Annotated in this window: 23 protein-coding genes and 2 tRNA genes; 7 read left to right on the top strand and 18 right to left on the bottom strand. The window is 35.2% G+C overall.

All coding sequences use genetic code 11. The features are described from left to right. Nucleotides 1-192: 192 nt before the first annotated feature. From IRZ78_RS23760 to nirB, 9 genes are all read right to left on the bottom strand, one after another. Entirely contained in the window at nucleotides 193-816 is a 624-nt protein-coding gene (locus tag IRZ78_RS23760) for a class I SAM-dependent methyltransferase (RefSeq protein ID WP_194619627.1), read from the bottom strand. A 200-nt stretch (nucleotides 817-1,016) separates the two neighbouring features. Further along, nucleotides 1,017-2,279, bottom strand: coding sequence for an alginate export family protein (locus IRZ78_RS23755; protein ID WP_194619625.1), 1,263 nt, complete (start codon nucleotides 2,277-2,279; stop codon nucleotides 1,017-1,019). Between the two features lie 104 nt (nucleotides 2,280-2,383). Next, nucleotides 2,384-3,862 carry an MFS transporter gene (locus tag IRZ78_RS23750; protein WP_194619623.1) on the bottom strand — a complete coding sequence of 493 codons (1,479 nt, stop codon included), beginning with the start codon at nucleotides 3,860-3,862 and terminating at the stop codon, nucleotides 2,384-2,386. A 76-nt stretch (nucleotides 3,863-3,938) separates the two neighbouring features. After that, a complete protein-coding gene (locus tag IRZ78_RS23745; RefSeq protein WP_194619621.1) occupies nucleotides 3,939-4,382 on the bottom strand; it encodes a hypothetical protein in 444 nt (147 codons plus the stop codon). 10 nt (nucleotides 4,383-4,392) lie between these two features. Then, nucleotides 4,393-5,052, bottom strand: a complete 660-nt coding sequence (locus tag IRZ78_RS23740) for a response regulator transcription factor (protein WP_194619619.1) — start codon at nucleotides 5,050-5,052, stop codon at nucleotides 4,393-4,395. A 618-nt stretch (nucleotides 5,053-5,670) separates the two neighbouring features. Further along, nucleotides 5,671-7,476, bottom strand: a complete 1,806-nt coding sequence (locus IRZ78_RS23735; RefSeq protein ID WP_194619617.1) for an ATP-binding protein — start codon at nucleotides 7,474-7,476, stop codon at nucleotides 5,671-5,673. 61 nt (nucleotides 7,477-7,537) lie between these two features. Beyond that, on the bottom strand, nucleotides 7,538-8,122 hold the full coding sequence (locus tag IRZ78_RS23730; protein ID WP_194619615.1) for a DUF4202 domain-containing protein: 585 nt from the start codon (nucleotides 8,120-8,122) through the stop codon (nucleotides 7,538-7,540). Nucleotides 8,123-8,346: 224 nt separating this feature from the next. Then, nucleotides 8,347-8,724: a nitrite reductase small subunit NirD gene (gene nirD, locus IRZ78_RS23725; protein WP_194619612.1), complete on the bottom strand. Its 378-nt coding sequence runs from the start codon at nucleotides 8,722-8,724 to the stop codon at nucleotides 8,347-8,349. 259 nt (nucleotides 8,725-8,983) lie between these two features. After that, complete coding sequence (nirB, locus tag IRZ78_RS23720) at nucleotides 8,984-11,497, bottom strand: nitrite reductase large subunit NirB (protein ID WP_194619610.1); 2,514 nt, start codon at nucleotides 11,495-11,497, stop codon at nucleotides 8,984-8,986. 267 nt (nucleotides 11,498-11,764) lie between these two features. On the opposite strand from nirB, the gene IRZ78_RS23715 reads away from it, so the two are divergent. From IRZ78_RS23715 to IRZ78_RS23705, 3 genes are all read left to right on the top strand, one after another. Next, nucleotides 11,765-12,547 carry an META domain-containing protein gene (locus tag IRZ78_RS23715; RefSeq protein ID WP_194619608.1) on the top strand — a complete coding sequence of 261 codons (783 nt, stop codon included), beginning with the start codon at nucleotides 11,765-11,767 and terminating at the stop codon, nucleotides 12,545-12,547. A gap of 113 nt (nucleotides 12,548-12,660) precedes the next feature. Further along, nucleotides 12,661-12,798: a hypothetical protein gene (locus IRZ78_RS23710; RefSeq protein WP_194619606.1), complete on the top strand. Its 138-nt coding sequence runs from the start codon at nucleotides 12,661-12,663 to the stop codon at nucleotides 12,796-12,798. Nucleotides 12,799-12,813: 15 nt separating this feature from the next. Further along, complete coding sequence (locus IRZ78_RS23705) at nucleotides 12,814-13,032, top strand: META domain-containing protein (protein WP_347349848.1); 219 nt, start codon at nucleotides 12,814-12,816, stop codon at nucleotides 13,030-13,032. 301 nt (nucleotides 13,033-13,333) lie between these two features. Here IRZ78_RS23705 and IRZ78_RS23700 read toward each other — a convergent pair whose 3' ends face one another. Then, entirely contained in the window at nucleotides 13,334-14,614 is a 1,281-nt protein-coding gene (locus IRZ78_RS23700) for a DUF2130 domain-containing protein (RefSeq protein WP_194619602.1), read from the bottom strand. Nucleotides 14,615-14,974: 360 nt separating this feature from the next. Continuing rightward, nucleotides 14,975-15,859 carry a LysR family transcriptional regulator gene (locus tag IRZ78_RS23695; protein ID WP_194619600.1) on the bottom strand — a complete coding sequence of 295 codons (885 nt, stop codon included), beginning with the start codon at nucleotides 15,857-15,859 and terminating at the stop codon, nucleotides 14,975-14,977. A gap of 216 nt (nucleotides 15,860-16,075) precedes the next feature. Here IRZ78_RS23695 and IRZ78_RS23690 point away from each other — a divergent pair, with 216 nt between their 5' ends. Then, a complete protein-coding gene (locus IRZ78_RS23690) occupies nucleotides 16,076-16,783 on the top strand; it encodes a class I SAM-dependent methyltransferase (protein ID WP_194619598.1) in 708 nt (235 codons plus the stop codon). Nucleotides 16,784-16,879: 96 nt separating this feature from the next. On the opposite strand, the gene IRZ78_RS23685 is transcribed toward IRZ78_RS23690, so the two are convergent. The 4 genes from IRZ78_RS23685 to IRZ78_RS23670 all read right to left on the bottom strand — a co-directional run bounded on the left by IRZ78_RS23685 (nucleotide 16,880) and on the right by IRZ78_RS23670 (nucleotide 20,113). Beyond that, nucleotides 16,880-17,863 carry a zinc-dependent alcohol dehydrogenase family protein gene (locus IRZ78_RS23685; RefSeq protein WP_194619596.1) on the bottom strand — a complete coding sequence of 328 codons (984 nt, stop codon included), beginning with the start codon at nucleotides 17,861-17,863 and terminating at the stop codon, nucleotides 16,880-16,882. Nucleotides 17,864-17,871: 8 nt separating this feature from the next. Next, nucleotides 17,872-18,150 (bottom strand): putative quinol monooxygenase, encoded by a 279-nt coding sequence (locus tag IRZ78_RS23680; RefSeq protein WP_194619594.1) that lies wholly within the window; start codon nucleotides 18,148-18,150, stop codon nucleotides 17,872-17,874. Nucleotides 18,151-18,169: 19 nt separating this feature from the next. After that, nucleotides 18,170-18,772, bottom strand: a complete 603-nt coding sequence (locus IRZ78_RS23675; protein ID WP_194619593.1) for an NAD(P)H-dependent oxidoreductase — start codon at nucleotides 18,770-18,772, stop codon at nucleotides 18,170-18,172. A 354-nt stretch (nucleotides 18,773-19,126) separates the two neighbouring features. Further along, nucleotides 19,127-20,113, bottom strand: coding sequence for an aldo/keto reductase (locus tag IRZ78_RS23670; RefSeq protein ID WP_194619591.1), 987 nt, complete (start codon nucleotides 20,111-20,113; stop codon nucleotides 19,127-19,129). A 120-nt stretch (nucleotides 20,114-20,233) separates the two neighbouring features. Here IRZ78_RS23670 and IRZ78_RS23665 point away from each other — a divergent pair, with 120 nt between their 5' ends. Beyond that, nucleotides 20,234-21,079: an AraC family transcriptional regulator gene (locus IRZ78_RS23665; protein ID WP_194619589.1), complete on the top strand. Its 846-nt coding sequence runs from the start codon at nucleotides 20,234-20,236 to the stop codon at nucleotides 21,077-21,079. Between the two features lie 58 nt (nucleotides 21,080-21,137). Here IRZ78_RS23665 and IRZ78_RS23660 read toward each other — a convergent pair whose 3' ends face one another. The 3 genes from IRZ78_RS23660 to IRZ78_RS23650 all read right to left on the bottom strand — a co-directional run bounded on the left by IRZ78_RS23660 (nucleotide 21,138) and on the right by IRZ78_RS23650 (nucleotide 24,230). Beyond that, nucleotides 21,138-22,196 (bottom strand): SMI1/KNR4 family protein, encoded by a 1,059-nt coding sequence (locus tag IRZ78_RS23660; protein ID WP_194619587.1) that lies wholly within the window; start codon nucleotides 22,194-22,196, stop codon nucleotides 21,138-21,140. A gap of 26 nt (nucleotides 22,197-22,222) precedes the next feature. Continuing rightward, nucleotides 22,223-22,984 (bottom strand): C40 family peptidase, encoded by a 762-nt coding sequence (locus IRZ78_RS23655; RefSeq protein ID WP_194619585.1) that lies wholly within the window; start codon nucleotides 22,982-22,984, stop codon nucleotides 22,223-22,225. 67 nt (nucleotides 22,985-23,051) lie between these two features. Then, complete coding sequence (locus tag IRZ78_RS23650) at nucleotides 23,052-24,230, bottom strand: acetyl-CoA C-acyltransferase (protein WP_194619583.1); 1,179 nt, start codon at nucleotides 24,228-24,230, stop codon at nucleotides 23,052-23,054. Nucleotides 24,231-24,469: 239 nt separating this feature from the next. Here IRZ78_RS23650 and IRZ78_RS23645 point away from each other — a divergent pair. Together IRZ78_RS23645 and IRZ78_RS23640 are read left to right on the top strand one after the other, a co-directional pair. After that, nucleotides 24,470-24,553: transfer RNA gene (locus tag IRZ78_RS23645), tRNA-Ser, on the top strand. A gap of 93 nt (nucleotides 24,554-24,646) precedes the next feature. Further along, nucleotides 24,647-24,721 (top strand) — tRNA-Pro (locus IRZ78_RS23640). Nucleotides 24,722-24,753: the final 32 nt, after the last annotated feature.

Genomic DNA, 24,753 nt, shown 5'->3' with positions numbered 1-24,753 from the left:
TTTAATATAGGTTGCCGCTTGTAGATAGTTTCTTTTTTTTGTACTAAAATACAAATAAAAGTTTTTATTTTAGCAATTGGCTTTAATTTAAATAGCTGTATTGTAGTTAGTTACTGTTTTAGAGGGTAAAATGGTGTAGAGATGTACAGTAGTAATTTTTTTGTACATCTCTACGAAACGTTTTTAGAAAGCTTATTTTTTCTTTCCAACAAATCGAATAACAGAACCTTTTCCGTTATGGAACAGACCTTCGTTTAATTCGATTTCTTTTTCTTCTAACTGAATGATTTCATAATCAGGAAAATCAGATTGTATTTCTTCAATAGAAAATAGGGATTCAATATCTTTTGGTCCGCCAACTTTATCGTTTATAGCCAGATATTCTAAATGTTTTTTGCTGAAAGCTTCAAAAATGATGTATCCATCTTTACGTAAATAAGTTTCTAATGTTTGGTGAATGAATGATTTAATCGCTGCCGGAAAGTGTGCATAAATTAATGCAATTACATCAAATTGTTCAGCCTGATAATTAAGGGTTTCCAGTTCTCCAACTTGGTAATCAATTACAATATTATTTGCTTCAGCTAGTTTAAGGGCTTTGTTTTTTCCTTCGGCACTAATATCAAATGCGGAGACTTTCCAACCTAATTGGGCTGCAAAAACAGCATTTCTACCTTCGCCTTCAGCCGGAAAAAGAATAGTTCCTGAGTTTAGTTTCTCTAATTGTTCTTTTAAAAAATTGTTGGGTGCTGTGCCGTAAGCAAATTCCTCGTTGCTGTAGCGGTCGTTCCATCTGTCTGTCCAGGTGTCGTTCATTGTTTTTTGTTATTAAGATTTAAGATTGCATCAAGAGATGCTTTACTGATTATTTTTTTAGGTAAATAAGAAAGATTTAGTTATTTGTACATCAAATATACCCAATTATAAGAGTAAATGTCCTTGATATAGAAAACAAAAAAATACCCTTTTTCTAAAAGAGAAAAAGGGTAAATTATCTTGTTATTATTAAAGTTTAACTATTTTTTCCAGGTGAAAATTCTAGGATTTACAGAAATCATTAACCATGCCCAGTTGTTGGTATGTCCTGCATATCCAGGAGTTTTAAGAACTTCTAAAGTTTTGGTACCAAACATTTGAGAATATCCTCCTGTAAGTGTGATATCTTTTTTGAAATTGAATCCGGCTGTAAAGTCAACCTCAGTTCCTAAATAAGAATCCATTTTTTTATTTGCTACCACTACATCAGCAGCAGATAAGAATACGTGTGGCATTAATGCAAATTGCCATTTTTTTACATTGTAATTGAATTTCAAAGAAGCATCTTGTAAACCAACACTGTTTTGATGACCACCACCAACATAGAAATAATCCATGTAACCGTTGAATGCGTGGTTAGTACCAAAAATAGGATTGAATGATTTGATTACTGTACTTCCCTCATTTGTATCTTTTCCTGATAAATATTCGTAACCAACACCAGCTTTAAATGAATCTGTTATAGCATATGCAAAGTTTACTGCACCATCCCATGCACTAACCTGATTGTCTGTACTTTTTCCGGTTTGACCGTAGAAACTTAAGTTACTGTCAGTTTTTTTGGTTTTGTAAGTCAGGTAAGTTCCAAAAGTTTGTTTGTAGTCAACTAGTAGTTTTTGTGCAGGATTAGCATATTCATAACCTGTATTCAAAACTAATAAACTAATACCTAATTTGTCTGCATTAGTATGGTACCATGCGTATTGCATCGCTTTGCAATTACCTACTTTGTAAGGAGTTTGAAAATTGTTTTCGGCATCAGAGTTATAGGCAAATCCCAGATCAAGCTGATGGTTTTTTGGATGGAACGAAATCATTACAGCATCGTGACTTTGTCCTTGTTGCAACCAGTCAATTTCTCCCATAATACGTTGATTGTCATATGAAAGAACCTGACGACCGGCTCTTGCGCTCCATTTTTCACTGATATCATATTGCGCCCAGGCTTCAAAAACGGCTACACCATTTTTATCTGAAGTTGCAGTTGTTCCCACATCTCCCCATGTTCTTACATTCTGTAAAGTTAATTTTACAGATAATTGATCCTGTTTGTAATTAAAATTTAATCTGGAACGTTGTGAGATTTGCGAAGTGGCTTCTTTTCCTTCTGGTATAAGAGTCTTATATCCGTTACGATATTCAAAACGTGGTCTTAATTGCAAATTTGCATCAAATTCCTGCGCCTGAATGTCAAAGCTTATTCCTACTAGTAATAAAAGTAGAATTAATTGTAGTTTTTTCATAATTGGTTTCTTTGAATATCAGCAAGATTATAAGAAAAATAGTTCGTTATATATGGTGAAAATCATGTTAATGCTTATTTTTTGTTCTGAAATTTTTATTTAATTTATTGTCTGTCAATTACTTTTGCGAATATTGGTGATTTTTCTTTCATAATTTTAGTTATAGTGTAATGCATCCATATTAAGCAGACAGCAGAAAAAATGAGAATAAAAATCCAGGAACTGGACCAGATTCCGGTTGCTGTTAAAAGGTATCCAAAAATGATTGGTCCGAAGAAACCGCCCAAACCGCCAATCATGCCCACCATACCGCCTACAACGCCAACTTCGGTAGGGAAATATTCCGGAATATGTTTGTAAACTGCCGCTTTTCCTATTCCCCACGAAATTCCAATTAGTATTACCAAAACCAGAAAGACCCACATATTTGCATCGAATTTAATCACTGTAATTCCTTTCGCTAAAAGTTCTTTTTTCTTTACAGTCTGGTTTTGTTCGACCACGACTTGCTGCCAGGAGGTACTGGTTGGGAAAATGGCGCTTTCGCTTACATCTTCTTTCTTTTGCGCAACGGTAAAATCCGTTTCTCCAATCTTAATGTTGCTATTTGAAACGGAAGTTATAGTACCTTTTTTAGTGGCTAGAACGCCTGGTCCGGTAGTGGTGATTTCCATTTTTGGAATCATCAATAAAGCGCTTAAAATTACTGATGAACTCAAAACCCAATACATCACTTTTCTGGCTCCGAATTTATCTGATAAATATCCTCCAAAAGCGCGAATTACCCCTGATGGTAAACTGAAAAGAGTAGCAAATAAACCGCCCATAACTAAACTGGTTTGATAGACATTCATGAAATTAGGTAATAACCATTGCGAATAAGCCACAAAACATCCGAATACTAAAAAGTAATAAGCTCCAAAACGCCATACCCGGGCTGATTTTAAAGAACCCAGCATTTGAGAAACGCTTTTAGTATTGTTCTCTATTTTTTTGTTTTTGGCGAATATTAAAAAAGCGACTCCTATGACCAATAGTGAGATGGCATAAATAACAGGCAATATTTTCCAGCCATTTTCAGGATCATCAACAGAGAAATAATTTAATAAGGAAGGTGCGAGAAAAGTGGTTATTGCGGCTCCGGCGTTCCCCATCCCGAAGATTCCCAGGGCACGGCCTTGCCATTCTTTTGGATACCAAATCGAGGTATATCCAATCCCGACAGCAAAACTTGTTCCGACCATTCCGAAGAAAAAACTCAATAAAGCAAACATAAAAAAACTGTCGGCATAAGGAAGCAGAAATAAAGGAATCGAGCAGAGGAGGAGTAAAAGTGAAAAAACGTATTTTCCGCCATATTTATCCGTTAAAATTCCAATTGGCAGACGCATGATCGAACCGGTTAATATGGGAATACCCAGAAGCCAGCCCACCTGAACAACGCTCCAGTGAAAAATTCCGTTATCGACTAAAAAGGTTACTAAAACACCGTTTAGTGTCCAGCAGGCAAAACACACTGTAAATGCCAATGTGTTCAAAATTAAAATTTTGTGAGATTGAGATAATGAGTTTGTAGTTTTCATAGCACTTATAATTTTTGATAAAAATAAGTACTATAACTTAGTTAAAAACTGCTAAAACACAGTTTTTGAAAAATAATTACGTATTTATACGTACATTTTTATTTGACTTATATTGCTCTATTGTAGCCCAAGTTGTTTTTAGAATTTTATAATCGTATTCAGGTTCTAATTTATTGTCAGCATTCTGTTTTATTACAGATTGTGATAGAAATATTACATTAAATTTTGGTTTAATACCTGGAATTATTTTGATTTTTTGATGAGTTGTATAAGTTTTGGAATTGCATAAATCTAAGACACGAAAAGTTTCTCCATCTTCTGTCTTTACTATGGTAACAGAAGCAAAAGCAAGTGGTCCACATAATGCAGGACTCGGCAAGTGATCAACTATAAAGGCTTGTGTGTTTGATTTTAGCTTAAAATATTTCCAGTTTTTTCTAATTGAATCAGAACAATTTTGTGAATAAGTTTTTAGGCTTAAGATAAAAATTAGAAGAGTAAATTTTAATAGGTTTCTCATTGAGAAGTTATTACAGTAAAGAATACTCAGTCGCTTTATTCGAAAGTTCCATTAAATTTTTAACTTTTAACTTTTTCATTAAGTTAAAACGATGTACTTCGGCAGTACGCTTACTGATATCAAGTGCTTCAGCGATTTCTTTGTTCCCTTTTCCGGACAATAAAAGTGTGAGGATTTCTTTTTCTCTTTTGGTAATCATCATTTCTTCGGACAAGCTTTGTTTCGGTTCTAATGATGTCGAAGAGTTGGTTAATTGGCTAATTAATATAGACGAAATATCGCCACTAAAATATTTTCCGCCGGCAGCAACGGTATGCAGTGCTTTTAGGAATTCTTCTTTGCTTGATCCTTTTAATAAATAACCATCGGCTCCGGCTTTTATAGACTTTAATACGTATTCTTCAGACTCGTGCATAGAAAGCATGATTATCTTTACATTATTATTTTCGCCTCTAAGTTTTTCTACTACCTCGATACCGGTTAAGTTAGGCATACGAATATCTACTATAAGTAAATCAGGTTTGCTGGTTGCAACCACTTCAAGAGCATCTGCACCATCGATTGCTTCTCCTACAACCTCGATGTTTGCTTCGTTTTCAAGTAATGATTTAATTCCATCTCTTACAAAAACATGATCATCTGCCAGTACTACACGAATGATATTACTCATAATTTACTTAAATTTTATTTTGGATTTTTACGTATATTCATCTACAAAGAAGACGCTAATATACGTAATTTTTAGATTTTAATTTCTAAATTTTTAAAATTGCAAATTCTAATATTAAAGCCAACATTAAAATATCATTAAAAAATGAATCATATCATAAGTTATATGTTGCTATTTGAGATGGTCTTGGGTTGAACTTTGTCAAAGTTTAGAACTTTGACAAAGTTTGCTGCGAATTACATTATTCATTTATCAAAGATTGGTGATTAAGATTGTGTTCCTTCGACTTGGCTCAGGATGATAAGATTGCGAATCGTCTTGCGCTGAACTTTGACAAAGTTTTTTCATGAAGTTTATCATTTCTGGTAAATTTTGAGTAAATCAGAAGCTCTTTTGAAAGCGATTGCCGCGAGAGGGATAAGAGGAATCCGCTGCAGTGGACCGGATAGCCCGACAGCATGCCTGTAAGAGGGCGAATAAGCGCAAAGTAAATTTGCCCTCTTATCGGGATGGTGTCTCGCCCAAATTATTATTATTTGATAGATTTTACGTTTCGAGGCTTCGACTTCGCTCAGCCTGACAAGATTGTGTGTAATTGGAATTTGGAATTTCCTTTTTCTAAATCGGAATATTAAAAGTAATTCTCGTTCCTTCGCCCGGAATAGAATTAATAAATACGCGACCGTTTACGTATTGAATTCGCTCTTTCATAAACAATAATCCCATTCCGGATTCGCTATTGCGTTTTTTGTCTACGGCATGAATATCAAAGCCTTTTCCGTTGTCGTCTACGATAATGCTTAACAAAGTATTACTGTGCGAAAGCTGGACAATTATATGCGATGATTCGGCATATTTTATGGCATTATTGATGGCTTCCTGTGTTAGTCGGTAAATGTTGATTTCGATTAGAGAATCTAAACGCTGATTAAAGTCGGTTTTGTTGTAAAACAGAATTTCTTTTCCGGTTAGTTTAGAAAGTTCCTGGGTAAGTTTTGCCAAAGAGGAAACTATGCCGTGATCGCTGAGTTCCGGAGGCATTAAGTTGAAAGTGGCGGTGCGAACGCCTTTTATAATGTCAAGAGATAGTTTCTTTAGGTATTCTATTTTTTGAGCTGATTTTTCTTTGTCGTCGAGATTGATACTTTCCAGACTAAATTTTAATCCGGTAAGCATTTGCCCAATTCCGTCGTGAATTTCTTTTGCGATTCGGTTTTGTTCGTTTTCCTGATTTTCAACGATTTTACTCGAAATGATTTTTTGCTGATTGATTTTTTCGGTGCTGTTTTCGATATTCAGACGTTCGACTTCGCGCTGTGCTTTTTTACGCTCGGTAATATTGAAACAAATTATTAAAAGTTCTGATTCTTCTTTTTTGATTGTGACTGGAACCATAGACAAATCAAGCCAAAAAGTCTGGGCTTCTTTATTGATGATTTTAATTTCGCCCTGCCAGCCACTTCTGTGTTTCTCAAAGATGATTCGGTCAATATTGAGTTGTTCTTTCTCGTCGGTTGTTAGCACTTCAGAGAATTTTTTATCAGAGGAGAATCGGGTATAATTTAAAAGTTTGGCAAATTTTTCTCCAATATGAATAATCGAGCCATCGGGTGCAATACGGCAATACAGCAGCGTATTTTCCATGGCGTAATTCAGGGACTTTAATTCTTTTACAGAGTTTTCTTTTATTTCGCTAATAATTTCAGTGTCATAAGCGAGTTTTAAAGCTTTCTTTTCAGAAGATAAAAGTTTGGCAATCAGTTTTTCTATTTTTTTGTTGGTAGGTTTAAAGATGAAGAAAAACTCCATTAGCAAAACGAAAAGTGTAAAGGCAAAAATCCAATATTCTATTTTGCGTTGTTCGGTTACTTTTTCGTGGGCTTCAAGATCGTACTGACTTACAATTCGATTCATTTTTGAAAGGAAGAGCCCTTCGTTTTTCAGGATCGTCTGAACCAGTTTTTGATTCTGGGCTAAATTGCTTTTTTGTTTTAAGTTTAATAGAAAAGAATCTGTCGATTGGCTGATAGTGCTGAAAACCGGATTGATCTCGGCATACAATTTATTTAAGGTTTCGCTTTTTTCTTTAGGGAAAGCTAAACTGTCGTTGCCATTTTCAAGTGCATTTTGAGTGGTTTTCCAGAGTTCGAGAACATTCTTTAAATGCAAAATTTGTTTTTGGGAAACGGTGTCTGAAACATAATTTAAAATCAAAACTTCTTTTACAATTTTCTGGCTCAGCATTCGCTGTTTGCCTGAAATGTTTATGATTTTAGAATCGCTTAATTGTTGTTTTAAATTGTACTGAACCAGGATCTGGCTTAGAATAACGGTTATAGCAATAGTCCAGAGGGCAAAAAAATACCAACGGCGTAAATTTTTGAAATTGATTTTATCTGCAGCTTCCTGATTGCTTTTTTTCATTCGAAGAGATTTGTCTTTTATCGGAAAATGAAATTCGTCTTTAGCTCATTTCATCCTCAGATTACAATCCTAAAGAGGCTTTTATTAAGTTGAGATTTTCTTCAGAATAATTAATTTTTAAGGCTTCCTGATGTCCTTTGTCAGACATTTTATCCCAGGTTTTTTTGATGATGTTTTTTAGTTTTTCATCATCGTGTTTATGAACAAACGGATCCAGGTAATATTCTAAAAATACCAGACAAATTATGTCTTCAAGCAATTGAGTTTCGGCATCTTTCTTCAATAATTTCTTTTCGATTAAAAAAGAAACGCGATCGATAAAATCCTGATTATATCCTGCTTTTTCTAAAATTTCGGCGGTGGTTTTGGCGTGAAATTTTTTCAGGTCTTCTCTCCATCTCAAATAACCCACACGATCCATTGGGTAGGATTCGCGAGCGACTTTCCATCGGCAAATGTGCTGTGCTTTTGAGGCAATCTGAATTTGTTCTGAAGCTTCAGGTTCAAACTGCATCAGTCTTTCGTACATTCTGTTGGAGTACAATAATTCCTTTGGATATTCGGTATTCTGGTCGATTTCGATATTCGGATCCTGTGCGTTTTCAGCATCAATCCATTCGCTTGCTTTTTGAAAAGGTGTGTTCATTTTTTTGGTAAGATAATAGAATTTCAAAGATACATAATTAACTAATAAAGCTTAATTTTTAAACGCATAGAAACATAGGTTTTTGACTTTTTAAGAAAAAAGAAAATTAAAAAGAAACTAGTTTCTAACACATAGCTATGTTTGTTAATGCAAGTGAAATGCCTTTTTAGGGTTTCTAAAGGCTATGTTCCTATGTGTTTAAATTGTTTTAGTCTGGAAATTAATTAATCTGTAAAACCTACAAATACTTCGTTTTCAATCACTTTAATAGGGTAAGTTGCTATTTTATAATCATCGCCATTTAGGTTAGAACCATCTACTAATGAGAATGTTTTTTTGTGCATTGGACAGGCAATTTTTGGGATATCATCTGTAGATCCTGTCATGCCTCTTGCGAGAACCATTTCCATTTTATGCGGGCAGGCATTTTGGCAAGCGTACCATTCGTTGCGGCGTGCGAAATTAAAAATGGCAATTTGTTTGTTTTTGTATTTGATGCAACCGCCACGATTGGTAGGGAAATCTTCTACTTTTCCGGCTTTGAACCAAATTGTTGCATCGTTTGGATGAACTGTTTCGTATTGATTTAAGATTTCTTCCATTTTGATAAGTTTTGTGTTTCTGTTTCTTATCCCTCTTTTTACAATCAAGAGAGTTTGATGGCGCAGTAAAAAAGAGGGAAAGAGGACAGCAAACGTTTTGTGATATTTTTTTTCTTTTTTTTGGAGCTGAATTGTTTAATTAAAAATTGAGAATTAAAAATTAAAAATCTTTGAAAGCTATGTGTGTTAATGCAAGTGGAACGCCTTTTTTAAGTTCAATTATTCTATGTTTCTATGTGTTGAAAAATTATTTATAAAGTTAAGTCCAAGCTTTTGGCGCTTTTTGATCTCTTAACGGAACAAAAACAACATTGTCGTCTTTCTCTTCAGAGTTTACAAAGTGGTTGAAACGTTTTAATAATCTTGGTTTTTCCAGCACTTGTTTCCATTCGCATTCAAACGTATTTACGAGAGTCTGCATTTCGGCTTCAAGGGTTTCACAGATTCCTAAGCTGTCTTCGATGATTACTTCTTTTAGGTATTCTAAACCTCCGTCCAGTTTTTCTAACCAGGTTGCAGTTCTGATTAGCGGTCCAGCTGTACGTATGTAATACATTAAAAAACGATCGAGATATTTGATAACTGTTTCTTTGTCGATTTTTTCGGCTAATAAAACAGCGTGTTTTGGGTTTGCACCACCGTTTCCGGCGATGTATAAATTCCAGCCGCCTTCAACGGCAATCAATCCGAAATCCTTTCCTCGGGCTTCTGCGCATTCGCGAATACAAGCCGAAACACCGCCTTTTAATTTATGAGGAGAACGAATGCCTTTGTATCTGTTTTCGAGTTCTATTGCAAATCCGGCGCTGTCGTCCATTCCGTAACGGCACCACGCATTTCCAACGCAGCTTTTTACGGCTCGAAGCGATTTGCCGTAAGCGTGACCACTTTCGAAACCATTATCGATTAAGATTTTCCAGATTTTTGGCAAATCACTCAAATGCGCGCCAAATAAATCGACACGTTGTGCTCCGGTAATTTTAGTATATAAATCGAATTCTTTGGCTACTTCGCCAATTACGATTAGTTTCTCGGCAGTAATCTCGCCTCCGGCAACTCTTGGTACTACAGAATAGGTTCCGTTTCGTTGAATATTGGCCAAAAATCTGTCGTTTGTATCTTGAGTTGTGAGGTGTTTATTCGCAGTATCATTATAAATACTAGAGAAAATAGAAGCTACGACAGGTTTGCAAACCTCACAACCATCGCCTTTGCCATGATGATCAATTACTTCATAAAAATTCTCGTATTTGTTAATTTTTACCAAATCGTATAATTCCTGACGTGTATAGCTAAAATGCTCACAGATCACATCTTTTATTTCTTTACCAAGAGATTTTTGAGTGGCTTTTACCAAATCAGAAACCATTGGTTTGCAGCCTCCGCAACCAGAAGTAGCTTTGGTATGTTTGACAACATCTGAAAAATTAGAACAGGTTTCGTCTAAAAGTGAACAGCAAATAGCACCTTTCGTAACATTTTCGCAAGAACAAATTACAGCTGTATCAGGTAAATCCATAACGCTTCCCAGACTTGAACCTTCAGAACCGTCTCTGGAACCTAAAATTAAATCTTCAGGATTTTTTGGCAGCGCCATGGCATTACTGAAAATCTGAAAAAGAGAATTGTAATCGCTCGAATCTCCAACTAAAATTCCGCCCAATAAGGTTTTAGAATCTTTGGTAACGTTGATTCTTTTGTAAATTCCGTTTAGTTTATTCTCGTAGATAATGGCAGTTACATCATTATTTTCTACGAAAGGATCACCAAAACTCGCTACTTCAACGCCAATTAATTTTAATTGTGTCGACATATCGATAGTTTCTCTCATGGTTTTAGAACCCTTTAAGATTTGTTCAGCCGCAACATCGGCCATTTCGTAACCGGGAGCAACAAGTCCGTATATGTTTTGGTTGTAAAGTGCTACTTCACCAATTGCATAAATAGAAGGATCTGATGTCTGCATTTGATTGTTTACCACAACGCCGCCTCGTAAACCCACCTCAAGTCCTGAAACGCGGGCCAGTTCGTCGCGAGGTTTAATCCCGGCAGATATAACCAACATGTCTACTTTTAATAATTCGTTATCGGCAAACATCATTCCTGTTATGCATGTCGTTCCGTCAATATATTGCGTGGCTTTGTTAAGATGAATACCAATATTTAATTCTTCGATTTTAGATTGCAGCATATCGCTTGCGCCTTTATCTAATTGTCTTGGCATTAAACGCGGAGCAAATTCTACTACATGCGGATTCAAACCTAAATCTCGAACAGCTTTTGCAGCTTCCAGTCCTAATAAACCACCGCCTAAAACAGCAGCTTCTGTTGCACCTTTTTGTTTTATTTTTTTGGCGTACCCCATAATCGCATCTAAATCTTCGATGGTTCTGTACACAAAAACACCTTCTTTTTCGACTCCGTCAATTGGCGGAACAAAAGCAGAGGATCCTGTTGCCAGTACTAAGTAATCGTACGTATGTGTATTTCCTAAATGGGTGTGTACTGTTTTTTCTGTACGATTAATATCTGTAATTAATTCTGATGTGTTGAGAGTAATATTATTTTCTAAGTACCATTCGGTTGTTGAGAGTGATAAATCGTCTGCAGTTTTTCCGCCAAAGTATTCACTTAAGTGAACACGATCGTAAGCACGTCTTGGTTCTTCGCCAAAAACGGTTATCTGATACTTTTCCTGTCCTGATTTTGCAATGAATTTTTCACAAAATTTATAACCAACCATGCCGTTTCCAACTACTATTACTCTTATCATGATTTCTTTAATTAAGTATTATTATGCGAATATAAGTATTTATACTTATTTGATTACTTAATATTTTGTTTTTTTAGAATAAAAATGCGTTTGTAATTACGTATTTTATCGTAATCTTTTACGTAGTGCGGGTTTTCAAAGAATTAAGAAAGTTATAGTTGCTATAAATTTGAAAAGATTCTAAATAAGGATTTCCAAAAAATGTCGTAAATTCATAAGAATTTTATATGTGTTTTATTTAAAGGGAATATTCTTAACATAAATTCTATGAAAAAATCACTTTTCTTTTTGCTATTACTATCATTGATAGTAGGTTGTAAATCTACAGCGGGCAAAATTTCAGATACTACAACAACTGCTTCTGAATACGGAACTCAGGAAGATCAGATGAAATATTACTTTACAGGAACCGGAAACGAGCCTTTTTGGGGAATAAAAATGGGGAATGAGAATATTGAGTTTACTTCTTTAATTTCTGGAAAAGAAAAACTTGTTTTCCCTGCAACCGAAGCAATAAAGGCAATGGATGCTAATGTGAAAATGTATAAGGTAAGTAATGAAATATCAACTGCGACAATTACGATTCAGCAGCTAGAATGTCAAAATTCGATGTCGGGTGTAATCTCTCCTTATAAAGTTTCAGTTGAAATTAAAAATAATAGCGAACTTACTTTTACAAAATTAAGCGGATGCGGAAATTATAATACCGATTATCGTCTGCACGATATTTGGGTTCTGGAGGAATTAAACGGATTTAAAGTTTTTGTAACCGATTTTCAAAAGGAATTGCCAAGGATTGAAATCAATTCATCAGAAAATAAATTTATGGGTTACGGTGGCTGTAATGCCATCAGTGGCAGTATTTTTTATGAAAAAGATGTGCTAAGATTCTCTAAAGTAGCGGCAACTATGATGGCTTGTGCGCCGGGAAATAAAGAAGATCAATTTACAAAAGCACTGCAAAGTACCACCACGTATTCTATTGGAGATAACAGATTGACCTTGTCTAATCCTTCAGGAAAACTTTTGGTTTTTAGAAAAGTGGATTGAGATTGTAGCGAATAAAATATGTCTTAATATGATTAAAGAATAACTTGTAGCTTCCTTTTATAATAGTCTGTAAAATTATTTTTGTAAAATAAAACGTATAAAATATATTTTACATGAAAAGGATTTTAATGTTATTTATTATTGTTTCATTAACATACAGCTGTAAATCTACTAAAGAAGGAAATACAGCAACAAGTGTGACTTCAAAGACAATTGAAAAGAAAATACAACAAACCTGGACTTTGGAATAATTAAACGAAAAGAAAATAACTTCAGCCGATTTTCAGAAAAATGTTCCAAAGATTGAATTAAAATTGTCAACTTTTAGTGGCTCTACAGAATGTAATGCGATCAATGGAAATTTATTCTCTAAAGGTTCAAAAGAAATTCAGTTCCTGAATCTTACATCAGAAACTAAAAAGTGTTCTACGGCTAAAAAAGAAGAAGAATTTGTAAAGTTATTGAAAACAACAACAAGCTATTAAATTGATAATGATAAGTTATCGCTTTCGAATCAGTTTGGACCTACAATGGTTTTCAAAAAAGCGAACTAAATATAAAAGGCTTCGACTAATTAATAGTGGAAGCCTTTTTTTGCATAATTTTGTTTTTGCGAGGAACGAATCAATCTCATTTGCTAAATCAGTAAGTGATTATTATTAGTGAGGTTGCTTCGTTGCTCGCAATGACAAATATTGTGTTTAATTATTATAAATATAAAAAATCCGTGTAAATCCGCGTTTTCGCTTTAGCGAATCCGTCTAATCCGCGTGCCATTTCACGTTGCTATTCAAGTAATTCTTTAGAATCTTCTTTATCCTCTTCAATAAAATCCAACTCTAAAGCTCTCACAGTTTGAACCGCGTTTCCGGCGATACCACGAATCGAACCGTACATTCCTAATGTATTGTGAACCACTTTTTCGATTTGTTTTTCGCGTTGTTTCCAGATACGCTGCATCGCTCTTTTTTCGGCATCAAGATCGCCTTGCATTTGTGTGAAACCTTCTACAATTCCTTCAATCTGCAGACGGAATTCATTGCTGGTTAAAAAGTCATACAACATCGACATTTTATCGCCTTTGTTTTCCTGCGCCTGAACGGCCTGACTAATCTGAATTAACGACTGACGTAAAACAGCACTTAAACCTTTAAATTCTTCATAGGTACAAATCCAGATTCCATCACGCATTCCCATTCTGTCCATTCCGGCAGGCATCACTTCAGTAACTAAAACTCCAATATTGGCTCTTTTTGTTCTAATGTCATTTTTAAATTTCTCAATCCAGGCGGGTTGAAACGCTTTTGTACGCTTGCTTTCATAATAAATTGAACCGCAATTTTGCAATTCGCGGGTATTTACAATCTGAAGGCAATCGGCTCCGTTTGCGCCTTTTTTAATTTCATCGATACTATCAAGCGGAAAGTTATTTGCCAGCCATTCTTCGATCGCTAACTCCATTACTTCGCCTTGCAATTGCATAGAACCTTGTTCCTGCTTGCGTTTCATTTCTTCGATCAGCTTTTTTTGATCGTCGGATTGTTTTTGGTATTCTTTGATTTTTAACTCATTTTTTTCTTCTTCCTGCTTACGAATTTTATCACGCTCGAGTACCAAAGTAGCGTTCAATTGTTTTTGAGCTTCGGCTTCGATTGCTTCTTTCATCTCCAGTTTTTCACGCTGTAGCTTTGCAATTTCGCCTGTCATTTTATTTAGTTCACGAAGTTTTTCTGATTTCTCAGAAAGTTCTTTTTCCATAGAAAGCAAACGATCTTTGTTTTCTTCGTCGAGTTTGGTTTTTAATTTTTCGGTAATTTCTTTTTCGGCTACCTTTTTTTCACGTTCTAAACGTTCTGCAAAAAGTTCATTTTCCTGCTTCTTTTTGGCTTCAAATTCGGTTTTTGCTTTTTCGAATTGCTCGTTTTTAAGTTCCAGTTCTTTGGCCTGAGCATTTGCCTTTTGTTGAAATTCTTTACGTATACTATCTTCTAACTGATGTTTTAGAATGTCATTTACATCGATAGTTGTTCCGCAATTTGGGCACTGAATTGAAGATTGCTCTGCCATTTTTATTGATTTTATTTAGGTAATGTAATAATCTGCTAAGGTATTTAAAAGTTCTCTTTTTATGATTGAGATTCGTGTGATAAATTGTAAGGAATTTTTTTAGCCACAAATTCACGAATTTATATTAATCTCAAAGTCGCAAAGAATTAATTTAAAGCCACAGATTATAAAGATTAGAAGGATTAAAAAAATCTACCTAAATCTGAGAAATCTGCGTGAAACAAAAAACTTTGCACTTTTGCTCCCGATAGCTATCGGGATTGCGCGATTATTTTTAAAGCATGCAATTTAAATTCTTTTAAAATTTAACTTTTACGGATTTCCATCGTTTTAAATTAATTCGTGCCATTCGTGGCAAATTTACTTCTTAGAAAAATGCAATAAAAAATCAACGGCTGATTTTGTGATTTCTGAATTGTCTTCTTTTGAAGTAATTAATGAAACATCGGTATATAAATTGACTTTTTTTAATTCGATAAAGCCTATATCCGGATCGTGATTATTTTTGGCAATATTTGATGGAACAATCGAAATCCCTAATCCGTTTTTAACCAATTGTACAATTGAGTTGATATTGTTCGATTCATGAACTACTTTTGGTGTAAAGCCATAAAAGGCACATAATTCTAACAAAACCTCATGATAATGCGGTGCATAATCTTTGTTGAAGAATACAAAAGTTTCGTCTTTCAGGTTCGGGATTTCTATCTCGGAATTAATTTGAATTAAACTCTTATTATAAACTACCGAAAATCCGTCCTGAAACCACAATTGCGATTTTATTTTAGGAGATTTTATGGGAGATCGAATTATTCCCAAATCAATTTTGCCTTGTTCCAGAGCGTCAATTTGTTTGGTTGTAGAGACTTCAAAAAGTTTGAAATTGACATATGGAAATTGATCTTTTAAATGTTTAATCAAATCTGAAATTACAGAAGAATAAATAGAACTGATGTAGGCGATCCTGAATTCTCCAGAAACATTCTCTGCAATTTTTTTTGTTTTCACAGTAATGCGTTCCAGATTGTGAAAAAGTTCTCGTGCCTCTTTTTCGAAATATTTTCCGGCTTCAGTGAGTTCTACTTTTTTATTGTTCCGGATGAATAAACGCGCCTGGACTTCTTCTTCCAGTTCTATGATTTGCCGGCTTAAAGGAGGTTGAGAAATAAAAAGTTTCTCAGCCGCTTTGGTAAAGTTTAATTCTTCGGCTACAGCCAAAAAATATTTCAAGTGTCTTAATTCCATAAATACTTATTAGGTATTAATAATTGACAAAATAAGTATTTTTGAAGTATATATCAAAGTGGTAGTTTTGATAAAAAATTGTTTCACGCAGATTTTGTCAGATTTAAGCTGATTGACGCAAATTTATTTTTTAATTGTGCCGATTTAAAAATAAAAGATCATTTTAAATCTGCTTTAATCTTTTTAAAATCTGCGTTAAACCCAAAATAAAAAGGTATGAAAAAATCAACTATCACAGAAATCAAAGAAAGATTCGATAAAGACGTCGAACGATTTTCGAATTTAGAAACAGGACAGGTTGCGACAATTGATGCGACAATATCCTTAGAATTAATTACAGAAGCCTCTAAAAGGATTGTTCCGAATGCTTCAGCTGTTTTGGATATTGGCTGTGGAGCGGGAAATTATACTTTGAAAATGTTGTCTAAAACACCTACTCTGAATTGTACTTTAGTTGATTTGAGTTTGCCAATGCTAGACAGGGCTTTTGAAAGGGTGTCGGAAGCAACGAATGGAAGTGTAGAAGTGAAGCAGGGTGATATTCGTGAAGTCGATTTACCGGAAAATCATTTTGATATTATTTTGGCGGGAGCTGTTTTGCATCATTTGCGTGATGATCAGGATTGGGAAACGACTTTTGCTAAGATTTTCAAATTATTAAAACCGGGAGGATGTTTTATGATTTCGGACTTAATTACGCAGGATACCGAATTATTGAATGAATATACCTGGCAGCGTTATGGTGATTATTTAGAAGGTATTGGCGGGGCAGAATATCGCCAGAATGTATTTGATTATATCGAAAAAGAAGATACGCCAAGATCAATGAATTACCAATTGGATTTAATGAAAAAAGTTGGTTTTAAAAGCGTTGAAATTTTACATAAGAATATGTGTTTTGGCGCTTTTGGCGGAATTAAATAATAGTTTGCCACCAATTTCACGAATTTGCACTAATTTTAAAGCATCAAGAGTAAATAAATTCGTGTTGATTAGTGTAATTCGTGGCAAAAAAAAAACTTAAACGATATCTACAACAATTTTACCAATTGCAGAACCATCACTTACAGCTTTATGCGCTTCCATAGCGTTGTCTAAAGTGAATTTTCTAGGGTCGATTAAAGGTTTTAATTTTCCTTCTTCGATTAGTTTTGTGGTTTGTTTTAGGATATCTCCGTGATGTTTTCTTCCTTCATTTTCATTACCAATCATCGGGCGTAAAACAAAAACACCATGAATACTGGCAGAACGAAGCGAACTCGTGGCTAAAGTATGTGTCCCGAAAGCGTAACAACTGGCAATTTGTCCGTAATGACGAATGGCTTTGAAAGAATCATCAAGTGATTGACCACCAAGTGTATCGTAAATAAGATCAAATCCTTTTCCGTCTGTATATTGATTTACATAATTCTCCACGGGAGTGTTTTTATCAATTGGTGTTGCTCCAAATCCTTTTACAATTGCTGATTTTTGCTCAGAAACGGTTGCATAAACATCGGCGCCAAAAATTTTAGCAAGCTGAACTACCATATGACCAACGCCGCCAGCTCCGGCATGCACTAAAACTTTATCGCCTTTTTGTACTTTAGCTCTGTCAATCAGACCTTCCCAGGCGGTAAGTAAGACTAACGGAATTGCAGCAGCTTCTTTCATGCTTAGGTTTTTTGGTTTTATGGCCAATAAATCTGCATCAACAGCGGTGTATTCGGCTAAAGTTCCCTGAACTCCAAGAACGCCTCCGGCAAGTCCGTAAACTTCGTCGCCAACTTTAAAATTAGTAATGCCTTCGCCAATTGTTTCGATAACTCCGGCAAGATCTGTTCCTAAAATAGCTGGTAAAACAGGAGATGCATAAGGCGAAAGTCCTAATCTGATTTTGTTATCGATAGGGTTTACGCCACTTGCGTGAATTTTTATTAAAACTTCTCCTTTTTTTGGAGTTGGTTTTGCTGTTTCTGTAGTTACAAAATCAGATTCGTATGTGTTTGTGAAAAGTGCTTTCATTTTTTGAATTATAATATTTGAAACGTTTTGTAAACCTGAATTGGTGTTGAAACTAAACTTTCGCTTTTGGCAATAAAATCCAATAAATAGGGTTGATTATTATGAATGTCAAGACCTGGCTGATCTTGCCATTCTTCCCAAATGATAAAAACATTTTCAGAATGATGAAGGTCGTAACGTACACAAGCTGCTTCTTTTCTGGTTTCGGTCACCAAATGATTAAGCATGCTTTGTAATTGCTCTATATTTTCGGGTTTGCTTTTAAATAATGCTGTAATTGAGATCATAATTGTAAAAAGTTAAAGGTTAGAAGTTAAAAGTTTTTTCTAAGTGTTTGGTGTAATTTTCTTTAAAGATGTCAATGTTTTCTGCAGTTGCACCTTTTTCAACGTCGTGAAAGTGGAAACCGTCTAATTTTTCCATACCTGTAAATTTATTCATTTTATGAAAGCCAAACATCGCTCCATCATCTACAGATGTTTCTTCGAAGAATTCTCCCGGAAGTGTAAAAGCGGCTGCAGGCGCATTCCAGCTTGTGGTAAGCATGTATTTACGACCGTGTAATTGTCCGCCGGTTCCGTAATTAATATCTGGATTTGTTCGGGTTCTTCCGTCGCTTTTGTAAATTCCTTTGTTGTGTCCGGCTGTAAAAACGTCATCGATGTATTTTTTGAAAAGATTAGGTAATTGAAACCACCAAACTGGTGTGTGATAAATGATTACATCGGCCCAAACGAATTTTTCTACTTCTTCATCAAGATCAAAATCTTGTTTGATGTCGGTTGTTTTTATTTCGAATTGCTTGCTGTTGGTTAAGTATTCGATTGTCCAGTCGGTAACGGTTTCGTTGAATTTTCCGCCTGAATGCGCAAAATTTTGACTTCCGTTGATGATGAATATTTTTTTCATTTTTTTGTTTTCTTATGAATTTGTGAGTGTGAGGGATAGAAGTGGAAATCTTTTTGTGCCGGGGTTCGGCATAAAAGATTGTAATGAATAGCCCGGCCCTTGGGACACACCCTAATTATTTTTATTGTTTTTTATTTATTGCGTAGAATTTTAAACACATAGAAACATAGGTTTTTGCTTTGTGTTTAGAGAATGTAAAAAGAAACTAGTTTCTAACACACAGTGAGTGACAAGCTTTGTCAAAGCTCATAACAGGCTTTTCGTTACAGCTATGTGAATTTAAATAAGTGAAACGCCTTTATACATTCCTATTGGCTATGTTTCTATGTGTTTAAATATTTTTTAAGAATGCGATTATTTTACTTTCGCAATAGCCTGATTAATAAAATCTAATTCTGAAATTGATAAATCAAAATCCAATGTTTTTGCGTTTGAAATGGCTTGCTCTGCGTTTCTTGCTCCGGCTAAAACAATTGTGATTCCTTTTTGTAAAGTAGTCCAACGCAATACTAATTGTGAAATTGAGATGTGTTTTGTGTTTGCCAATGAGCTTAATTCTTCGACTAAAGTTTTTACTTTTTGAAGATCAAACTGACCGAAATATCCGTTTCTGTGGTCGTTGTCTTTTAGTTTGTTGTCTGTGAAATATTTTCCGGTTAACAAACCTCTTTCCATCGGGCTGTAAGCAATGATTCCGATATTTTCTGCAGTTGTGTATGGTATTAAATCTGCTTCGATACTGCGATTTAGCATACTGTACGGAACCTGGTTTGATGCCAGTTGAATGGTTTTTTGCGCTTCTTTGATTTGATCTGCACTATAATTACTAACTCCGGCTGCTCTGATTTTTCCTTGTTTTATTAAGGTTTCCAAGGCTTCCATAGTTTCGTGAATTGGAGTAGTGGAGTCTGGCCAGTGAATTTGTAATAAGTCAATATAATCGGTTTGAAGACGTCTTAAACTGTCTTCGACTTCTTTGATAATGTTGCTTTTTGATGCGTATTTGTAAATCGGGATTTCTTTTCTGTTGTCTTGGGCATTAAAAAAGAATTCTCCTTTTCCGTTGTTGCTTCCGTCCCAAACTAAACCAAATTTGGTTAATAATTGTACTTTTGATCTGTCTTGTGATTTTAGGGCTTCGCCAATCATTTCTTCGCTTAAACCGAATCCGTAGAAAGGAGCAGTGTCAATTGTAGTTACGCCATGATCGATTGAAGCGTGAATAGAATCGATTGAATCTTTCTTTTCGTTTCCGCCCCACATGTTTCCGCCAATGGCAAATGCACCGTATGTAACAGTTGATAATTCAAGTTCTGTGTTGCCTAATTTTCTATATTCCATAATATTATATTTTAATACTTTAATTTTTTTTTTGGCAAAATTATACCATTTTTAAGAGCTTTAAGTTGTATATATTTGTCTTTTTTATGTAAATTTGTAGCCGAATTAATAAAGAACGTCATGAAGAAAGAAAATTTATACGAGCCGTTTACTGTTTCCTTTGAAACTCTGGATGAATATCCAGATGTTGGAGATCGTCATAATTTCTTTGAACTGGTTTATATTCTGGAAGGAACGGGAAGGCAATGTATCAACAAAAATATTTTTGAGTATGATGCGGGACATATGTTTTTATTGACGCCTGAGGATTGTCATAATTTTACGATTGAAACAAAAACGAAGTTTTTCTTTTTAAGGTTTAATGATATTTATTTGAAGAATTCGAGTTTGCAGAATGAGAATATTCAGCGTTTAGAATATATTCTACAAAATGCGAATCATCAGCCGGGTTGTATTTTAAAGAATGATGCTGATAAATGTCTGGTAAAAGTGATGGTGGAAGCGATTATTCGCGAACGCCAGGATAAAGATGTTTATAATAAGGAGTTGATTCAGCAATTGGTGAATACTTTGATTATTATTGTGGCGCGCAACATTGCAAAGTATTTGCCAGAGCAGGTAAATATTGGTTGTGAGGCTAAAGCGATGGATATTTTGCAATACATCCAGAATAATATTTACTATCCTGAAAGGATTAAAGCGGAATCGATTAGTGATTATTTTGGGATTTCGAATACGTATTTAGGCCGTTATTTTAAGAAGCATGCCAATGAAACAATGCAGCAATATATAAGTAATTATAAAACGAAACTGATCGAACATCGTTTGCAGTTTAGTGATAAACGTATTAATGAAATTGCGTATGAGTTTGGTTTTACCGATGAAAGCCACTTTAATAAGTTCTTTAAGAAACAGAGAGGGAATAGTCCTTCGGAGTTTCGAAAAGTGATTCGTGTCAGTGCGTAAATTTAGCACGCGGATCACGCGGATTCGCAAGCGAAAACACGGATTGTCGCGGTTTTTTTTAATCTATTTCTTCTTTGCCGATTATAAAATCGAAATGCTGGTTTTTGCCGGTTTTTAGGTTGTTGATTTCATTTTTTAGAAGCTCTTCTAAAGATTCAGCCACGATGTTTCGTTCCCAGGATTCGTTTTGAAGTTCTATGATTTGGCCGAATTTTCCTTTTGTGGCGGGATCTGTGTCAAATAGTAAATAATCTCCATTTCGTCCGGTTGCAAAAGGAATCCATTTTGGATTTGCATAGTTGTTGGTTTTGATTTTTTCAAAATCTATTTCCTGTTCCGGAAGGTCGTCTTGGTCAAATTGTAAATCTTGTATCGAATTCCATTCTTCCTTAATGTCCTCAAACGGAATAAGATCATACGTCCAATCACTGATTAAAAACTGAAAAGCAGAAGTTACGGCATCGTATTCTACATTTTGAACTTTGTAAAAATTTTGAAGTGCCGGCGGAATTGTAATTTCATCTTCTAAAAGGGAATGTTCTTTTAAATCTTCTGCAGAAATGCCATTTGTGAGATTGTAATAACGATTGTCTGCTTCAATAATTTTATTGATTTCAATGATCCATTCTTGCCATAGAAATTCGAATTGTTTAAATTCTTTGTCAACAGGCAGTTGAGGCTTTTTAATTTTTTCCTCGTATGCAGCTATGTCGATCGCTGTTATGGTATCATTTTCTTTATTGAACCAAACGCTTATGCCATTAAGAATAAAAGCGCCACTGTCATCTCCTTTAAAAAGTTTTACAAGTTGCTTTTTATTGGCTGCATAAAATTCAAATAGATTTTGATCTTCAAATATAAATTCTCCTGAAAATGGCTGTTTTGAGCAGTAATCATAAGTGCCATAATTTAAATCAAGTAATAAATTCTCTGCTTTTAATCCTTCTTTAGAAAATGCAATAATACCATGGGCATCCCAGGTATAAACATAGTTATGTTTACTCTTTTTTAATCGATAATCTCCAAGAACTTTTTCTAAAATAGCAATCTCAACAGGGAACTCAATAGAAACTTCATTTATTTGAAAATGTGTTTTAGATAATGAAAATTTTGCCAAAAGGTTAGGTTTTAGGGATAATGGTATTAAATGATCTTCTTTATCACACGTAGCTTATGAGTGTGTTTGTTTGTTTCTGGATTGTAGATTCCTAAGTGGTCTAAACGGTCAATGCGGACTTTTCCACTTGCGTGAATGATGTAATTGTTGTCCATAATAATGCCTACGTGAATGATGTTTCCTTCGTCATTATCAAAAAAGGCTAAATCTCCTGCTTCGCTTTCTTCGATAAAACTTAAAGCTTCTCCTTCAAGTGCTTGTTGTGAAGCATCGCGGTGAATTTTGTATCCGTTTAGTTTGTAGACCATTTGTGTGAAACCTGAACAGTCAATGCCAAAAGGTGTTTTTCCGCCCCAAAGATAGGGTGCGTTTAAGTACATGAAAGCGGTATTTATTAAAGCGCTTTTAGGTTTTACGCCACTTGTTTTTGTGCCTTCGAATTCGAAATTAGCAGTATTGATTTCGTTATTATTTAAAAAGGATAAAGACGCACCAAGCGGAATTGGTAATAATAAATTCTCGGGTGCGCTGATATAATCAATCAAATCAGCATTAAGAATAATGGCGTCATTGCTTAGCTGATTATAATTTGCTTCTGAAATTACCTGATATTGTTTCGAATCGACCCAACCTTCGTAGTCATCGAATTGTATTTTTATTCGGGCCCATTGATTTTGGCGTTCTAAAATCTCGATATGTTCACCAAACAAAAGTTGTGTAACGATTTCACTTCTGTCACTTGGCTCAGATCGAACGGGTACTATGGCTAGATTGCAAATTCCGAACATTTAGGTAATTTATTAGTTGAAAATTTGGAGTTGTTTGATTTATAAACAACTCCAAATTTAATATTATTTAAGCTCTTTCAATAACAATTGCTGATGCGCCACCGCCACCGTTGCAAATTGCAGCAGCTCCGGTTTTGGCATTATTTTGTTCTAAAACATTTAGCAAAGTTACGATGATTCTTGCTCCCGAACATCCTAGGGGATGGCCTAATGAAACAGCTCCGCCATTTACGTTTACTTTATTGTTATCAAGACCAAGGATTTTTGAATTGGCTAATCCAACAACGGCAAAAGCTTCGTTGAATTCGAAATAATCAACATCGCCAATTGCAATTCCTGCTTTGTCTAAGGCTTTTGGTAATGCTTTTGCAGGGCTCGTTGTGAACCATTTTGGTTCCTGAGCAGCATCAGCATAACTTTTTATGTAGGCTAGGGGTTTTAATCCTAATGCGATTGCTTTTTCTTCAGACATTAAAACCAAAGCTGCAGCTCCGTCATTGATTGTTGAGGCGTTTGCGGCCGTAACAGTTCCGTCTTTGGTGAAAACTGCGCTTAAAGAAGGGATTTTGTCCAATTTTACATTGGTGTATTCTTCATCTTTAGAAACAATAACTGGTTCGCCACGTCTTTGCGGAACTTCTACTGGAACAATTTCGTTGTCGAATTTTCCGGCATCCCATGCTTTTGCACTTCTTTCGTAAGACTGAATGGCAAAATTGTCTTGTTCTTCACGGCTAATGTTGTATTCAGACGCACATAAATCAGCGCAAACTCCCATTGCGTTATTATCGTAAGCATCTGTCAAACCATCTTTCTGCATTCCGTCAAGCATTGTAGCAGGGCCAAATTTAGTTCCGTTACGCATTTGTACGTAATGTGGAATCAAACTCATGTTTTCCATTCCACCGGCAACGACAATTTCAGCATCACCACAAGCGATGGCCTGAGCAGCAAACATTACAGCTTTCATTCCTGAGGCACAAACTTTGTTTACTGTTGTTGCAGCAACTTCTTCAGAGAGACCTGCGAAAAGTGCAGCCTGACGTGCGGGAGCTTGTCCAACTCCTGCTTGTACCACATTCCCCATGAATACTTCATCAACTAATTTTGGGTCAAGGTTAATTTTTTGAAGTGCGCCTTTAATAGCGGCAGCACCTAATTTTGGTGCGGGTACGGTAGATAAACCTCCCATGAAACTTCCGATAGGTGTTCTAACGGCAGAAACGATAACAACTCTTTTGTTCATTTTCTGTTAATATTAGTTAATCAAGCAAATTTACTCTTTATTTGAATAAATTCAAATTTTGGGGCAATTCGATTGGATTTTAAATTTAATATGAATTTTTTGTTAATTCTATTTGTTTGATTGTTAAGTGTTTTAAAAAAAAGATTGAAAAAAGATTAAAAAAAGCGCAGAAATAGTTGTGAGATATGGAATGTTGTCTTACATTTGCAACCGCAAAACAGAACACGTTTCTTGAGCTTGGAGAGGTGCCAGAGCGGTAATGGAGCAGATTGCTAATCTGTCGACGGGTAACCGTCGCCAGGGTTCGAGTCCCTGTCTCTCCGCTTAATAATTTGCTTTTTGGGTTTTAGCTTAATCCAGTTATCGTTATCTAAGTTTGATTAGATTGACAGTGATACAAAATTTAAAATAAAGCTCGGGGTGTAGCGTAGCCCGGTTATCGCGCCTGCTTTGGGAGCAGGAGGCCGCAGGTTCGAATCCTGCCACCCCGACGAAAACTTTGCCATAAAGTTTTAAAACAAAT

Origin of the sequence: Flavobacterium sp. CSZ, from assembly GCF_015350725.1 — a bacterium.
In the GTDB taxonomy this organism is placed as follows: Bacteria; Bacteroidota; Bacteroidia; order Flavobacteriales; family Flavobacteriaceae; genus Flavobacterium.
This window is presented reverse-complemented; position numbering and strand designations above follow the sequence as displayed.

Bases quoted from the DNA above. Each gene is read 5' to 3' on its own strand.
- IRZ78_RS23690 (WP_194619598.1), top strand. From the start codon at position 16,076: ATGAAAAAATCAACTATCACAGAAATCAAAGAAAGATTCGATAAAGAC.
- IRZ78_RS23655 (WP_194619585.1), bottom strand. From the start codon at position 22,984: ATGTTCGGAATTTGCAATCTAGCCATAGTACCCGTTCGATCTGAGCCA.
- IRZ78_RS23760 (WP_194619627.1), bottom strand. From the start codon at position 816: ATGAACGACACCTGGACAGACAGATGGAACGACCGCTACAGCAACGAG.
- IRZ78_RS23665 (WP_194619589.1), top strand. From the start codon at position 20,234: ATGAAGAAAGAAAATTTATACGAGCCGTTTACTGTTTCCTTTGAAACT.
- IRZ78_RS23675 (WP_194619593.1), bottom strand. From the start codon at position 18,772: ATGAAAAAAATATTCATCATCAACGGAAGTCAAAATTTTGCGCATTCA.
- IRZ78_RS23670 (WP_194619591.1), bottom strand. From the start codon at position 20,113: ATGGAATATAGAAAATTAGGCAACACAGAACTTGAATTATCAACTGTT.
- IRZ78_RS23750 (WP_194619623.1), bottom strand. From the start codon at position 3,862: ATGAAAACTACAAACTCATTATCTCAATCTCACAAAATTTTAATTTTG.
- nirB (WP_194619610.1), bottom strand. From the start codon at position 11,497: ATGATAAGAGTAATAGTAGTTGGAAACGGCATGGTTGGTTATAAATTT.
- IRZ78_RS23745 (WP_194619621.1), bottom strand. From the start codon at position 4,382: ATGAGAAACCTATTAAAATTTACTCTTCTAATTTTTATCTTAAGCCTA.
- IRZ78_RS23740 (WP_194619619.1), bottom strand. From the start codon at position 5,052: ATGAGTAATATCATTCGTGTAGTACTGGCAGATGATCATGTTTTTGTA.
- IRZ78_RS23730 (WP_194619615.1), bottom strand. From the start codon at position 8,122: ATGAACACACCTTTTCAAAAAGCAAGCGAATGGATTGATGCTGAAAAC.
- IRZ78_RS23680 (WP_194619594.1), bottom strand. From the start codon at position 18,150: ATGATCTCAATTACAGCATTATTTAAAAGCAAACCCGAAAATATAGAG.
- IRZ78_RS23700 (WP_194619602.1), bottom strand. From the start codon at position 14,614: ATGGCAGAGCAATCTTCAATTCAGTGCCCAAATTGCGGAACAACTATC.
- IRZ78_RS23650 (WP_194619583.1), bottom strand. From the start codon at position 24,230: ATGAACAAAAGAGTTGTTATCGTTTCTGCCGTTAGAACACCTATCGGA.
- IRZ78_RS23710 (WP_194619606.1), top strand. From the start codon at position 12,661: ATGAAAAGGATTTTAATGTTATTTATTATTGTTTCATTAACATACAGC.
- IRZ78_RS23685 (WP_194619596.1), bottom strand. From the start codon at position 17,863: ATGAAAGCACTTTTCACAAACACATACGAATCTGATTTTGTAACTACA.
- IRZ78_RS23695 (WP_194619600.1), bottom strand. From the start codon at position 15,859: ATGGAATTAAGACACTTGAAATATTTTTTGGCTGTAGCCGAAGAATTA.
- IRZ78_RS23735 (WP_194619617.1), bottom strand. From the start codon at position 7,476: ATGAAAAAAAGCAATCAGGAAGCTGCAGATAAAATCAATTTCAAAAAT.
- IRZ78_RS23715 (WP_194619608.1), top strand. From the start codon at position 11,765: ATGAAAAAATCACTTTTCTTTTTGCTATTACTATCATTGATAGTAGGT.
- nirD (WP_194619612.1), bottom strand. From the start codon at position 8,724: ATGGAAGAAATCTTAAATCAATACGAAACAGTTCATCCAAACGATGCA.
- IRZ78_RS23755 (WP_194619625.1), bottom strand. From the start codon at position 2,279: ATGAAAAAACTACAATTAATTCTACTTTTATTACTAGTAGGAATAAGC.